Source organism: Bradyrhizobium sp. 172 (assembly GCF_023101065.1).
Lineage (GTDB): Bacteria > Pseudomonadota > Alphaproteobacteria > Rhizobiales > Xanthobacteraceae > Bradyrhizobium > Bradyrhizobium canariense_D.
In genome coordinates this window covers 3,491,437-3,504,803 of the sequence record NZ_CP064701.1, presented here as the reverse complement: position 1 = coordinate 3,504,803, position 13,367 = coordinate 3,491,437, and the positions used below count along the sequence as shown (strand labels likewise).

Here is a 13,367-nt window from a genome sequence, read left to right as displayed (position 1 = left end):
CTCAGGGCGTCGCGAAAAACAAAATAATCTTCCTACCTCCCCCGATGGCGGAGTTCCGCGGCGTGCCTATGTCTTCGGGAACGACACCAAGAACGGACACCGGGCGATGGCACAACGGCAACTCAAGCTTGGCGCGTTCATGCGCCCGATCAGCATCCACACCGGTGCCTGGCGCTATCCCGGGGCTTGGCCGGACGCCAATTTCAACTTCGGCCACATCAAGACGCTGATCCAGAAGCTCGAGGCCGGCAAGTTCGACGCCTTCTTCATGGCCGATCACCTCGCCGTGCTGAACATGCCGGTCAATGCGCTCAAGCGCAGCCACACGGTCACCTCGTTCGAACCCTTCACGCTGTTGTCGGCGCTCTCGGCCGTCACCGAGCGGATCGGCCTGATCGCGACGGGCTCGACCACGTTCGACGAGCCCTATCACGTCGCACGGCGCTTCGCCTCGCTCGACCATCTCAGCGGCGGGCGGGCGGGCTGGAACATCGTCACCACCTCGAACCCGGATGCGGCGCTGAATTTCGGCCTCGACGACCACATGGAGCACGCCGAGCGCTACAAGCGCGCCCGCGAGTTCTACGACGTCGTCACGGGCCTGTGGGATTCCTTTGCCGACGACGCCTTCGTGCGCGACGTCGAAAGCGGCGTGTTCGTCGATCCCGCCAAGATGCATGTGCTCGACCATCACGGCAAATATCTGAAGGTGCGCGGTCCCCTCAACATCGCCCGCCCGGTCCAGGGCTGGCCGGTGATCGTGCAGGCCGGCGCCTCCGAGGACGGCAGGCAGCTCGCCGCCGAGACCGCGGAAGCCGTCTTCACCGGCGGCGGCAGCCTTGCCGACAGCCAGAAACTCTATGCCGATATCAAGGGCCGCATGGAGAAGGTCGGCCGCGATCCTGAACACCTCAAGATTCTGCCCGGCGCCTTCGTCGTGGTCGGCGACAGCGTCGACGAGGCCAGGGAGAAACGCGCGCTGCTCGACAGCCGCGTGCATTACGACAGCGCCATCGCCTCGCTCTCGGTCATCCTCGGCACGGATGCCTCCGGCTTCGATCCGGATGGGCAATTGCCGGAAATCCCGGAGACCAATGCCAGCAAGAGCGGTCGCCAGCGCATGGTCGACCTCGCGGCCCGCGACAAGCTCACGGTGCGCCAGCTCGCCCAACGCGTCGGCGGCTATGGCGGGCTATCCTTCGTCGGCACGGCCAAAACCATCGCCGACCAGATGGAGGAATGGCTGGTCGGGTGCGGCTCCGACGGCTTCAACATCATGTTCCCGTTCCTGCCTGCCGGCCTCGACGATTTCGTCGACAAGGTGGTCCCGGAGCTGCAGCGCCGCGGGATTTTCCGGAAAGAGTACGAAGGGCCCACTTTGAGAGAGAATCTGGGCCTGCCTCGGCCCAAAAACCGGTTCTTCGAGGCGTAATCGGCCTGATCTGGGTGCTTTTCGAGCCCTAAAATCTTGACATCAGGCGGTTTCTGGCTAGGTTGCCGGCCAACGCGGGCCATTTGGCCGGCTCCAGATTCCCTTCATTCCTGAGGTTCTGAACATGGCCAAAGCGGTCACCATCAAGGTCAAGCTCGTGTCCTCGGCCGACACTGGCTTCTACTACGTCGCCAAGAAGAATTCGCGCACCATGACCGACAAGCTGGTCAAGAAGAAGTACGACCCCGTGGCGCGCAAGCACGTCGAATTCCGCGAAGCCAAGATCAAGTAAGATCGCGGAACGTAGAAGACTTTTGCGGGGCCCTTTCGGGTCCCGTTTTATTTTGGCCCCTCTCTCGTGTCCGGATACGCAGCAGCGCCCCGTGGACGTGACGCTACGCTGCGAGCTGGGCACAGCGAGTCATGGCCAGATTTTTTTCAACCTTCGGTTGCTCGCTCCCGAATGTATGTTACCGTGCACTTGCCGGGCGGAAATTTCCGTCCGGATTTGGAAGGACATGGTCATGAGATTCGCATCAAGCCTTGTCGTGCCTTCAACCATCGCTGTCTTGTCGACCGTCTTGCTGTGCGCGCCGGCAGCGTCGCAAATCCCAACCGGCTCCGCCGCCACGATTCCTCCCGTCACGGTCGACGCGCCGAAACAGGTGGCAAGGCCGCACGTGTCGGAGCGAGGAGCAAACACAATTGCGCCGCGTCGGACTGCCTCAACAGCTCAAACGTCAGTCGCGCGAACGCCTTCGTATGCGCCGGGTTCTGTGATGGGGAGGATTGCCAGCCTGGAGAAAGTCGCCAGCAGCTGCAACGGTGGCTGTGCATCAAGCTTCCCAAGCGGCAAAGATCCCTGGGTTGGATGCAGCGTGTCGGGCGGCAACATAGACTACGGACCTTTCTCGCCGACCTGCCGAGACACCATCACCCACAAATCCTACCTGGACTGCGTCGAAACCAGGACGTTCCTGGGCGACAACCGAAACAAGGCTCACTGGTTGTGCAGCAGTCTGGCCGCCGGCAACAGGTTTAAGGTCGCCGATCTCAAGCGGTCAGGACGCACGCGTTAGTCCATCCCGTCCGCCGGCTTTCTGGCGCAGTTGAACTTAGCTCTCCTGTCGTAAGTTCGCGGACGTCACGGAGCTTGAATGGGCTTTTTCTGGCCCGTCTTGGGCGCTCGCGTGTCCCGGGCGCGCTGCAACGCGCAAGCGTTGCTGCGCAGAACCGGGACCCAGAAAGCCACACAATACAACCAGCGACTGGGCCCCGGCTCTGCAACGCACCGCTAAAGAAGCGCCGCGCTGCGCCGGGGCACGAGAGCGCGAGGAAGCGTGCTTCTGGAACTGTCGCCTCCGCTATGCGCTCCCGCTTCGGCTGATCACCGAGACGATCAGGGCGCTGCGACTGCAACCGTTTCTTCGATAATCCTCAGTTGTCCATTTTCGCTGGTCAGTATGGATGAGTAATAACCGTGAAACGGACGGTCTCCTACCTTGGCCTCCCATGTTCCAGCATTGAGGACAAAGCTCGCTGATCTGAAGGCCATGTTCCCTCCGTTGGGTTCGCTATTGTGAATTGATATCGCTCAGCGCCGTTCGACAACTGAGCGTTGCTGCACCTCAATAAGCGCGGCAAATAAGTCGTCTGCTAAACCTGCACTTCCGCTTTCGTACCCTGGCCATTTCGAACCAGACGCGGCTCCGTTCCCGCCAAAAGCCTTTGGATGTTGGCACGATGGCGGATGATCACGTAGAGGCCGCCTCCGATCACCAGCAACCGATACGGCAATGGGTGCTCGACCGCGCAGACAAGAACGATTGACGTCAAAGCCGCGAGCATCGAGCTCAAGGAAACGATCCTGGTCATAGCCAGCACGAGGCCAAAGACGGCTGCAGCCCCCAATCCGACGGGCCAAGACATCGCCAGCAACACACCGAGCCCCGCGGCAGCCGACTTGCCGCCCGTGAAGTTCAGCCAGATCGATCGGCTATGTCCCAACAGCACAGCAAGTCCAGCCAGACAAACAGCCCATGGCACCCAGACATGCAGATCAGACGCTGTCGGCGGCGGGGATATTTCCGCGTACAGCCAAGGGCAGAACGAACGCGCGACGATGATGGCACCCACGCCCTTCAGCACATCGCCGACGAGCACGAACAAGGCAGCCCCCTTGCCGAGAGTGCGCAAGACATTCGTTGCCCCGGTGGACTTGGAGCCATGCCTTCGGATGTCGATGCCCCTGAGCAGCTTCCCCGCCAGATGGCCCGTGGGGACCGAGCCAAGGAGATAGGCGATCAACAACCCAACCGCGCCCGCTGTCCAAAAAGCCATGGGTTTTGGATCCAGTTTCCTGAACGCTGTTTTATCCCCGACTTCGTCTGACCGCTATACGTCACAAGTGGCCGATCACGGCCCCGAGGCTGCGACTGCGATCGAAGGTCTCTGCAGGTTGAAACGCGATGATAATGTCCGGCTGCCCCCGCGACGGGAAGGGTTCCTTTTTTCTCGCCGCCGGTGTTTCATCTGCGCGGCGGAGAACGGACATGCAGGGATCGCTGGGGGAAAAGATCGGTGAAGGGGCCTTCTCCGAGGCCTACGCCTGGGCGCCCGGTCAGGTCGTGAAGCTGTTTAAGGCCGGCGTCTCTCATCTGCTCGGCCGACACGAGGTACGCATGATCCGCGCCGTGCACGCCGCCGGCGTCCCCGTGCCGGCGGTGTTGGGAGAGGTGACGCTGGACGGGCGCTTCGGCATCGTGCTGGAGCGCCTCGACGGACCGACCCTGCGGCATCTCTCGCGCACCGGCGCGGTGACGTTCGAACAGGCGGGCGCGATCATCGCGGCTCTGGCCATGTCTCTTCACAAGACGTCGCCACCGCCGGAGCTCCCCTCCATGCGCGCGTATATGGAGAGCGAGTTGCGGCACGACGACGGCAAGGTCCCGAAGCACGTCGCCACTGACATCCTCACCCTGATCGATCGCCTGTCGACCGGCGGCGGGCTTTGCCATTGCGACCTTAGCCCCGGCAACGTGATCATGACTGCGGAAGGCCCCAAGCTCGTCGACTGGACCTTCGCGATGCGCGGGCCCGCCGCCCTCGATCTTGGGTTCTTGCATGTCATCCTGTCCGAGCTCGGCCCGAAAATAGCCGACAATCCGGAGCGGCCGCGCGCGACCAATGCGGCGGCGCAATCCGAATATGCGCGGCTGGCCGGCATGTCTCTGGCGGAGTTGACGGCGGCAATGGAGCCGTATTTGCCTATCGTCCGCACCTTCGTCGTCCTCGGAAACGTGGTGCCTGCGCTGCGGGAGCAACTGATCCAGCGCATCGAAGCGGGGCTGCGCGCGAAAGACTGAACCGTCCGCAACCTCGATTCCTGTTCGCCGTCTCAAGGCGCTCTCGATCACCGAGCAAATCTCGGCAGCCAGTGGAGCCGTTTGGCACAATCGGGTTGTATCGGGAGGCGGCCCTCGCGCTTGGTACAGCCAAAATCGGCATTCTTGGTCCTGTTTTATAGCCGGGCGCAACGCATCTATTCGCTGACGACCGGCGACCGGAGCGATCCCTATCCATCAGGATGAGTGGGAGCCCCGGTCAATGCGGAGAGCGGAGATTGCGGACACGAAGACACGAGTTCCACACAGCCTGACATTCTGTGGATGCCGGTGCGTCCACGCTCTTTGCATTATTCGCCCAAGAGACAAATGACCGAGGAGATAATTCCCATGAAGGCGATCGTTGTAACGGACCAGGCCGCAGGAAGGGCCGGGATGAAGCTCATGGACCGGCCCGAGCCGCAGGCAGCGATAAACGACGTCGTCGTTCAGGTTCATGCGTCGGGATTTGTACCGACTGAGCTGGCGTGGCCCTCGACCTGGACCGATCGCCTCGAACGTGACCGAACACCGTCGATCCCTGGGCACGAGCTGGCCGGAGTGGTCTCCGCCCTCGGATATGGCACAACGGGACTATCAGTCGGACAGCGGGTGTTCGGCCTCGCGGACTGGTATCGCGACGGCACGCTGGCCGAGTATGTGGCGATCGAGGCACGCAACCTTGCACCGCTGCCGGGCGACGTCGACTTTACGGTAGGTGCGAGTCTGCCGATCTCGGGCCTGACGGCGTGGCAAGGGCTGTTCCAACACGGCCGCCTTCAGGCGGGGCAAAGCGTCCTCGCACACGGCGCGGCCGGCGCAGTCGGATCGATGGTGACGCAACTCGCACGAGAGGCCGGCGCCTACGTCATCGGCTCTGGACGCGCCGCCGACCGTCAGACGGTGCTCGACTTCGGCGCGAAGGAGTTCGTCGACCTCGACAACGATACCCTGAAGGACGTGGGCAAAGTCGATCTGGTCTTCGATGTCATCGGCGGTGACATCCAGAAGCGATCCGCAGCACTGATCCGAGCCGGAGGAACATTGGTGACGATCGTGGGGCCGGCCGAGACGCGGCCCTCCGATGGCCTGGCGGTCGACTTCGTCGTCGAGTCCGATCGAGCCCAACTGAGTGAGATCGTACGGCGGGTGCGGGACGGACGACTGCGGACGAACATCGGCAACGTCTCGACCCTCGATGATGCCGTCGCCGCGTTAAATCCGACCAAGCGACGCAAGGGGAATACGATTATCCACATTCGTCCCTGAGAGACGCACGCCCATTGATGCGCGCGACCGGCCGGCGATCACCAGCAGCTCGGATGCCCGCTGGATTATCCGCCGCGATGGAGACGAAGCATGCGCTTCCGCCCTGCCAGGGCGTGTACTCATTAAGCGGCCGCCCGCCAGATGTCCGGTTTACCGCCAACATCGGCCGCAGACCTGAAGGCCTTCGAGGTCGCAGATGGGCCAATGGGAGACGTCACCGACGCCCAAACTTGACTGACGCAACACCGCGGCTAGCGAAGCGGGCGGGACCGGCTGAACAAGAAACCGCTGGGAGTGAACTTTCGGGCTACTGCGAGCGCGCTGGCCTCGCACGTTTCGAGCGCGATCTTCTGGGCCAGCATGACGTCGCCAATCGGAAGATCGCCAACGGGCAGGAAGCACAAGCCGATCTTTGGGCGACCGTTTTCGCCGATCTCGCAGACATTCGCAGCCGCTCCCGCATAGATCCTATAGCGGTTGCCCGTATCGCCGCCGACCACATCGAAATAGCCTGTTTGCGTGAATTGCCGCCGCTGGAGGGGCGAGAGGCAATGCCGCAGCAGCAGCAGCGCGCGTCCTTCGGGAGTGCTCTCGGCGCCGTGTCTAATGAACAGCGCCTTTGCAGCCCTCATCCGTGAGCGTTCACCCGGCCGGGACGGCCTGAACAGCCACACGGCTCAGCGATTCAGCCGCCGACCAGCCTGGGGAAGAAGAGAGTTTCTTCCGCAGTGGGGTCGAACGATCGGATCTGCGACACCTGATTTGAACCGGTCCGGACCGCGGCGGTGAAGCCGACGTTCCTCAGCTCGCGGAATCGCTGCTCCGCCTTGGCTACTTCTCGTGCATCGTTGGCGTCGAAAAAGTGACGGCTGTCGCCGGTACTGTCCATCACGACTTGGATCGGCATGCGGATCCCTCCTTGTTGCTTCATGACTGAATGTTGTCGAAGCTCCGAAACCGGCGCCGGAAGGCGCAACAAAATGGGCCCCAGCTCCCGGGGGGCAATGGGGGAAGAGCTGGGGCCCGACTGAATCACCCACTTGGGGATGGGCATTGGGAAAACTTGGTAACTGACGAGTCGTTCCAAACTGCCGTTCCGCCTACAAATGTTCAGCGGCCTCTGTCGTCCTTGCCGTTGGGACTACCATCGCCGCCGCCGTTACCCCAGCCATTGTTGCCGTGGTGATGGACCGCGCTCGCACCCGATTTAGCAATTGCATCGGACGTGAGGGAGGTGGAGAGCAGCAGCGTTATGGCTGGAGGTGTCACCACCGCGAACTTTCCGCAGGTCTTCAGAAATTCGCGGCGGTCATCGTCTTCGTCGGGCATGGGTCTCTCCGGAGCTGGCGCAGAGATTAAATACCTTAAATATTATTAAATCAATTGAACCATGTTAATAAGTCCGGTCACAAAGTGCGACAATAAGTTTCGTCCGGCTTCGCACTTTTCGGAACTTCCTCAGGGGCAGCGGACCGAAGCCCTCAAGCGTCGTCAGGTGCGCGGACCCGGCAATCTCCGGTCATCAGTATGCAGGGCGACTATGTTGAGCAGCCTGTGTCGGAGATTTAGTTCGCACTCAGGGACGAGTGGGCGATGTTCCGTGGCTAAGTGACGACTTTGAGCGATGGTTCGTTGGCTCGCTCGAGCAGGCACGTGTCTCGGCGCTGAATTCTTCGGCCATTTTGCGCTCCTAACATGCAGGCGGGAGCGCGGAATTGTCTCTCAGCCACCGACGCCTACGGTTAGACCCTCGGCCGGCGATGCGTATCAATGTGCGAAGTCGCTTATCATTGCTGGCGCTTCTCGTCCCCTCCTTCTCAGCAGGAGTGAAGGCGAGCGCTTGGAGAGGTTTTAGGAGGAAGCCCACCATCCGTCGGGGAATGGCTCCAGCAAAGTCCGATTGACTTGGTTGTCGTTGTCAGGGGCTGATAGGGCCTGCATTCCAGCTTGGTGGCGCGCGGCGACGGAAGCGGACAGACAGGGCGCCTGGTTCACGAGTTCGAAGGCGGCGCGAAGCAGGATGTGTCAAGCGTAATGGAGGCACACTGCGGGCGCTTCGCTCTGCTTCTTCGACTAGACCTCGAATATATTCCAATTCTGAGAGCTGAGAGGTGAGTTCGCTAAGTCGTTGGGCATAAAGGATTGCGCGAGAGCTTCGCATGAATGTTCTCCCCTGCGCAAAAAACTATCGGGAAAAACCAGCAAATCAATTTAACTATGTTAACGGGCTCGGTCACGAAAGTGCGCCCATAAGTTGCTCCAAGGCTATTCGAGGCTTCGCTACTCCCTCAGGGGCAGCGCGATGCGCTGGAGTCCGCTTTGGGCCCACTAGCGGTCCTCGACTGGCCGCGCTCCGTAGGTCAGCTACGGACCAATCGCGTCGATTTGGCGCTGCGGCGCTCAACGCAGGAACGTCCTCGTAGCTGCCAAGTTAAGCCGCCAAAATCACCTGTGAGGGAGACAAAGTCATGGCCCGCGCAACGGCCCACCCGGATCATCACTGCATCTCGAGCGAAGACATTCAGGGAACCGAGGTGTATGGAGCAGATGGAAAGAATATCGGTGAGATTGATCACCTCATCATCGACAAGGTGTCAGGCCGCGTAGCTTATGCAGTCATGAGCTTCGGCGGATTTGTTGGCTTGGGTCACAGCCACTACCCCATTCCATGGAGCGCTCTGACGTATGATACGTCGATCGAGGGCTTCCGAACCAATATCACAGAGCAACAGCTCAGGGATGCGCCGGAGTTCAGCGATGACTCCTGGCAGGATCGAGATTGGGAAACGCGAACCCACCGGTATTATGGGACACCCACTTACTGGGAAGCGCGAGGTGGCCTATAACGCCAGATGACGCGCCGGAATTTTCCAATCGTGAGTGTCAGCTGAATTGATCGGCGACCCTCGTGGATGCTGTCGGATCGATCTTCCGACCCATACCAGCATTGAGCTTCGCTGGACACCGTCCAGCGAAGTTCAGGCAGTTTTGATTGATGAGCCTTGCAGCGAACAACGCCTGCCGCCCGCATCGGAGGCGGAGGATGTCGCTCATTGGTTTTGCTCAGCTTCTCTCTAGAGTCAGCAATGGGTTCAAGCGGCGCCCAGCGGGCATTACCGTGAAGGTCCGCTTCGCACCAGAGGACTAAACCGCTCGCGCGGTAGAACGCCGCGGCTGGCGACACGGCGAAGCAATAGGCGACAGCTCATCGTGACGAGCGGGGCAATTAGCCCGTAGCTGACGATGATTCGATGATTGAGGACGTGCTGATCTGGAAGGCGTGGCGGAGCACCAACCATTGCACAAGAGCCAACTCGAACCCTCGATCGCGATTGTGTGCAACGTCGCGCTAGTTGGACGAGTCGGAATCTCGACGTAAGCAGAGTTACAAATGCGGTGATGCTCTTGACGAGCAGATCGAAACAGTTTCGGCTCTGATAGCTCTGGGGGCTTTCCAGCCACCAGAGATCGGTTAGCCTCATGGCCTTCGAATATCGAGGAGCTCACGTTTAGATTGTGTGGTGTGGTATTTTTGCTATAGCCAAGCCATTGAAAGTACAGGTGCCGCCAAACATCAAATCCCCATAGGCGATCGTCCTGATCGTCTGAAGGTTGTTTGACGCGACGTCCTACGTCCCCCCAGCGCGGTTTCCTCCTTTGGAGGCTTTCGGACGCCGGCCCCGTGTGCGCGGCAACACCGTCATAGGGCCGGCATCCGAAACCCTTCACAATTACGGAAGTCCCAAATTGGGCGCGGCGCTGGGCACTGATCGGGGCAGCGGTACCACTCCGTTTGATGATGCCGCGCTCCACGAAGTTCGCTCAAGCCGCTGGACGCCTCGCCTACGCCGTCCGCAACACCGGCGCCGGCGGCTGCGACGGCCGGATCAGCGCAAACGCGACCTGGATGATGCCGCCGGCCAGCCCCAGCGCGACGCCGATGCGCCAGGCCATCGTGTACGAGCCGAGCGCGTCGTAGAGCAGCCCGCCTCCGTAGGCACCGAGGAAGCTGCCGATCTGGTGGCTCATGAAGGCGAGGCCCTGGATCATCGCCTGCCAGCGCAGGCCGAACATCTCGGCAACCGCGCCCGCGACCAGCGGTCCGACACCCATCCACAGGAAGCCCATGATTGCGCCGAACAGCAAGGTCGAGGCAGGCGTCGCCGGCAACATGAAGTACCAGGCCAGCGCCAGCGAGCGCAGGACGTAGATGCCGCCGAGCAGCGCCAGCTTGTTCCAGCGCTGGCCGGCCCAGCCGAAGAACAGCGAGCCGAGCACGTTGAAGCCGCCGATCATCCCGAGCGTCTGCGCGCTCAGCATCGGATCGAGGCCGCAGATCGCGAGATAGGACGGCAGGTGCGTGGTGAGGAACACGAGCTGCATGCCGCAGACGAGATAGGCGCAGGTCATCACCACGAAGGACGCATTGCCGAAGGCGGTCTTCGCTGCAATCATCGCCGTGGCATCGACGATCTCGTCAGTCGCGGGCTTCGGCAGCGGGACCGCGTCGACGCGCCCGGCATACCAGGCCGCCGGGATCATCAGCACCGACATCACCACGAAGCCGGCCAGCCCAATGCGCCAGCCAAAGCCCTCGTTGAGCATCTGCCCGATCGGCGCTGACAGCAGCGCGCCGAGCGAGCCCGCGCCGGAGACGATGCCGAGCACGGTGGAACGCACCGTCGCGGGCACCGCGCGCGCCGCCACCGACATCGCGATTGCCGCCGCGGTGCAGGCGAGCGAGGTGCCGATCAGCACGCCGGCGCCGATCATGATGGCGACGAGACCGTTCGCGGTTGCCATCAGCACCAGGCCCGCGATGTACATGAACGAGCCTGCGATCATGATCGGACGGAAGCCGTAGCGCGTGGTCATTGCCCCGGCGAGCGGCTGGAGAAAGCCCCAGGCGAGGTTCTGCACGGCCAGCGCCAGCGTGAAATCGGAGATCGACAGATGGATGTCGTGGGTCAGCGGCTGCATGAAGATGCCGAGGCTCTGCCGCAGCCCCATGCTCAGCGTCAGCATGATCGAGGCGCCGATCAGGATGGGCAATGTCGGGCGCAGGACCTGCAACAGGGGCATTTTTGTCTCCCTCATCGGCGCGGCGCGAGCGCCGTCGTCTGCAATATCAGTTGATTTTGGTTACACAGACCTGTGTACTTAGGCTATGAATAGCGTGCGCTGTCAAGCAAACAGGACATTCACCGCCGCATGGCTCCCCCGCCCGCCCCACAGACGATGAAAGAGCGGATTCTCGAGACCGCCGACAAACTGTTCTATCTTCAGGGCATTCGCGCCATCGGCGTCGACACCATCGCGGCCGAGATCGGCATCTCCAAGCGCACGCTCTACAACCACTTCCCCTCCAAGGACGCGCTGATCGCCGCCTACCTGGAGCGCCGCTTCGTGCAGCCCCGCCCCTCCGACAAGCCCCCGGCCGAGCAGATCCTCGCCACCTTCGATTCGCTGGAGCGCCGCTTCGCCGCAAAAGATTTTCGCGGCTGCCCGTTCGTGAATGCCGTCGCCGAACTTGGCCCGGCGGACCGCGCCGTAAAGAAGATTGCCATCGCCTTCAAGGAAAGCCGCCGCACCTGGTTTCGCGATCGCCTCAATGAGCTCGGCGTTGCGAACGCAGAGGCACTCGCAACGCAGCTTGTGCTGCTGGTCGACGGCTCGATCGCGCAGGACCTCGTCCGCGACGACCCCGCAATGGCCCGCGCCGCGAAGGAAGCGGCGACGGTGCTGCTGCGGAATGCGGGGGTGACGGTGGGAGATCAGACTACGGTGAAGCGAGGCAAGCGGCCGGCCCGGCATCCCTGAAGCAGCTGCAACATCAGAACCCGCCGCTCGCCGCAAGAAGTACGGATCGGAAAGCACGCACCGCAAGGTCCGTTTGCCGTGCTTCACCCTTCGATCTCTTGAAGCGAGTGGACTGAGAGGAACCATCGTCATTTCGGCGTAGTTGACCTTCTTTACACCGGAGAAGGTCATGAATCGAAAATCGCTTCTTCTTACAGCCGCACTGTCCTTCGCTGTTGCCGCTCCCGTCTTCGCACAAGGCGGCGGCGGAGGTGGTGGCGGCGGAGGCGCGGGTGGCGCAGCTGCGAGCGGCGGCGCGTCCGGATCATCCGCCAGCTCAGGCGCAGGCACTGGCACGTCTGGCGCCGCCAATGGAGGCCACTCGGCGCCATCCGGCATGGGCACAAACGGAACCTCAACCGGCGCTCACACCAACAACTCTCCAACCAACCCGAACGTTCAGCCCCCGACGCCGAACGGGAATACCGCGAGCACACCGACCACCACCGGCGCGGGCAACACCGCGTCAGGATCGACACAGGCGGGCACGCCAAACGGGACCGACAGGTCCGGTATCACGTCCACCAACGGCGCCAACAGCGACAACAAGAACCAGATGAGCCCCGCGGAGCAGGCAAGAACGGGGATCAAGACGCTTCCACAGGATCAAACTCCAGGAGCCGTCAGTGCGCCGGGTGTTGGCGTCGGTCATGCGGCGAACGGCTTGCCGATCGGTACGCCCGGTTCAGGGACCAGCAACGTCGATCAGAAGTGACCCGGACTTTCTCCATCTCCACAGGGCCCGCTACGGCGGGCCCTTTCTGTGACGTCCTGAAGGGAGTGGACGAGGCCTAGGGCTGCGAGGGCGAGACATGGAGTAAACTTGGCATCAGGCGGCCCTGCCGATACACTGGTTTTTTTTGGGGCGTGCCCATGATTAGATTTTCGTCGTTGCTGCCAATTTCATTTCTGATCATCTGCACCCCGGCCTGGGCCGACGAGATGAAGATCCAATTCACGTTTGGACCTCCGCGGCCCTGCACCACCGTCTTTCCCAATCCCGAAATCAAGATGAAGAGTGTTCCGCCCGGCACGCGCACGATCGTCGTCAAGTTTCGCAGAGAGAAGAACTACGAGATGGGGGGCCAGGAGATCCCATTTCCTTCAGACAACATCGTGAAGCCGGAGAGCTTGCGAACCTGGGGCCCCTGCAATTCCGGCCTGTACACTTATGAGGTCATCGCGAAGTCCAGCACGGGCGCGGCCCTGGCCAAGGCAGAATGGTCGGAGCCCTATCCTCCCTGACCTGAAGGGTGGACGCCCGCTTGTTCGCCGTGGCGTGCCGGATTCCTCGCTAGCGGGATGACAGCAGAGTTTGTGGATGTTGGATGCTAGCAGGATGCTCCTGTTTTGCCCGACGAGTCAAACGGCAATGCTGTGCGCATCAGCCGTTTTGCAGCCGACGTAAGCCATTGATCCGACTA

General features: G+C 61.8%; 13 protein-coding genes. 7 read left to right on the top strand and 6 right to left on the bottom strand.

Annotated elements, in window-relative coordinates; all coding sequences use genetic code 11:
- Positions 1-106: 106 nt before the first annotated feature.
- Entirely contained in the window at positions 107-1,432 is a 1,326-nt protein-coding gene (locus IVB07_RS16905) for an LLM class flavin-dependent oxidoreductase (RefSeq protein ID WP_247296507.1), read from the top strand.
- A gap of 124 nt (positions 1,433-1,556) precedes the next feature.
- Positions 1,557-1,724: a 50S ribosomal protein L33 gene (rpmG, locus tag IVB07_RS16900; protein WP_007603295.1), complete on the top strand. Its 168-nt coding sequence runs from the start codon at positions 1,557-1,559 to the stop codon at positions 1,722-1,724.
- 1,364 nt (positions 1,725-3,088) lie between these two features.
- Here rpmG and plsY read toward each other — a convergent pair.
- Complete coding sequence (gene plsY / locus IVB07_RS16895; protein ID WP_085395627.1) at positions 3,089-3,772, bottom strand: glycerol-3-phosphate 1-O-acyltransferase PlsY; 684 nt, start codon at positions 3,770-3,772, stop codon at positions 3,089-3,091.
- Positions 3,773-3,984: 212 nt separating this feature from the next.
- Between plsY and IVB07_RS16890 the strand changes: the two genes are divergently transcribed.
- Positions 3,985-4,797: an aminoglycoside phosphotransferase family protein gene (locus IVB07_RS16890; protein WP_247296504.1), complete on the top strand. Its 813-nt coding sequence runs from the start codon at positions 3,985-3,987 to the stop codon at positions 4,795-4,797.
- Between the two features lie 369 nt (positions 4,798-5,166).
- On the top strand, positions 5,167-6,084 hold the full coding sequence (locus IVB07_RS16885; protein WP_085395626.1) for an NADP-dependent oxidoreductase: 918 nt from the start codon (positions 5,167-5,169) through the stop codon (positions 6,082-6,084).
- Between the two features lie 251 nt (positions 6,085-6,335).
- Here IVB07_RS16885 and IVB07_RS16880 read toward each other — a convergent pair whose 3' ends face one another.
- The 3 genes from IVB07_RS16880 to IVB07_RS16870 all read right to left on the bottom strand — a co-directional run bounded on the left by IVB07_RS16880 (position 6,336) and on the right by IVB07_RS16870 (position 7,413).
- Entirely contained in the window at positions 6,336-6,716 is a 381-nt protein-coding gene (locus IVB07_RS16880) for a hypothetical protein (RefSeq protein WP_018455151.1), read from the bottom strand.
- Positions 6,717-6,769: 53 nt separating this feature from the next.
- A complete protein-coding gene (locus tag IVB07_RS16875) occupies positions 6,770-6,991 on the bottom strand; it encodes a hypothetical protein (RefSeq protein ID WP_026232889.1) in 222 nt (73 codons plus the stop codon).
- A gap of 203 nt (positions 6,992-7,194) precedes the next feature.
- On the bottom strand, positions 7,195-7,413 hold the full coding sequence (locus IVB07_RS16870; RefSeq protein ID WP_085351389.1) for a hypothetical protein: 219 nt from the start codon (positions 7,411-7,413) through the stop codon (positions 7,195-7,197).
- A 1,139-nt stretch (positions 7,414-8,552) separates the two neighbouring features.
- On the opposite strand from IVB07_RS16870, the gene IVB07_RS16865 reads away from it, so the two are divergent.
- A complete protein-coding gene (locus tag IVB07_RS16865; protein WP_018455153.1) occupies positions 8,553-8,930 on the top strand; it encodes a PRC-barrel domain-containing protein in 378 nt (125 codons plus the stop codon).
- A 997-nt stretch (positions 8,931-9,927) separates the two neighbouring features.
- Here the strand turns inward: IVB07_RS16865 and IVB07_RS16860 are convergent.
- Positions 9,928-11,166, bottom strand: coding sequence for an MFS transporter (locus IVB07_RS16860; protein WP_247297033.1), 1,239 nt, complete (start codon positions 11,164-11,166; stop codon positions 9,928-9,930).
- Positions 11,167-11,295: 129 nt separating this feature from the next.
- Between IVB07_RS16860 and IVB07_RS16855 the strand changes: the two genes are divergently transcribed.
- Positions 11,296-11,904, top strand: coding sequence for a TetR/AcrR family transcriptional regulator (locus IVB07_RS16855; RefSeq protein ID WP_085384428.1), 609 nt, complete (start codon positions 11,296-11,298; stop codon positions 11,902-11,904).
- A gap of 438 nt (positions 11,905-12,342) precedes the next feature.
- On the opposite strand, the gene IVB07_RS16850 is transcribed toward IVB07_RS16855, so the two are convergent.
- Positions 12,343-12,534 carry a hypothetical protein gene (locus tag IVB07_RS16850; RefSeq protein WP_085386298.1) on the bottom strand — a complete coding sequence of 64 codons (192 nt, stop codon included), beginning with the start codon at positions 12,532-12,534 and terminating at the stop codon, positions 12,343-12,345.
- A gap of 282 nt (positions 12,535-12,816) precedes the next feature.
- Between IVB07_RS16850 and IVB07_RS16845 the strand changes: the two genes are divergently transcribed.
- Positions 12,817-13,188: a hypothetical protein gene (locus IVB07_RS16845; RefSeq protein WP_085384430.1), complete on the top strand. Its 372-nt coding sequence runs from the start codon at positions 12,817-12,819 to the stop codon at positions 13,186-13,188.
- Positions 13,189-13,367: the final 179 nt, after the last annotated feature.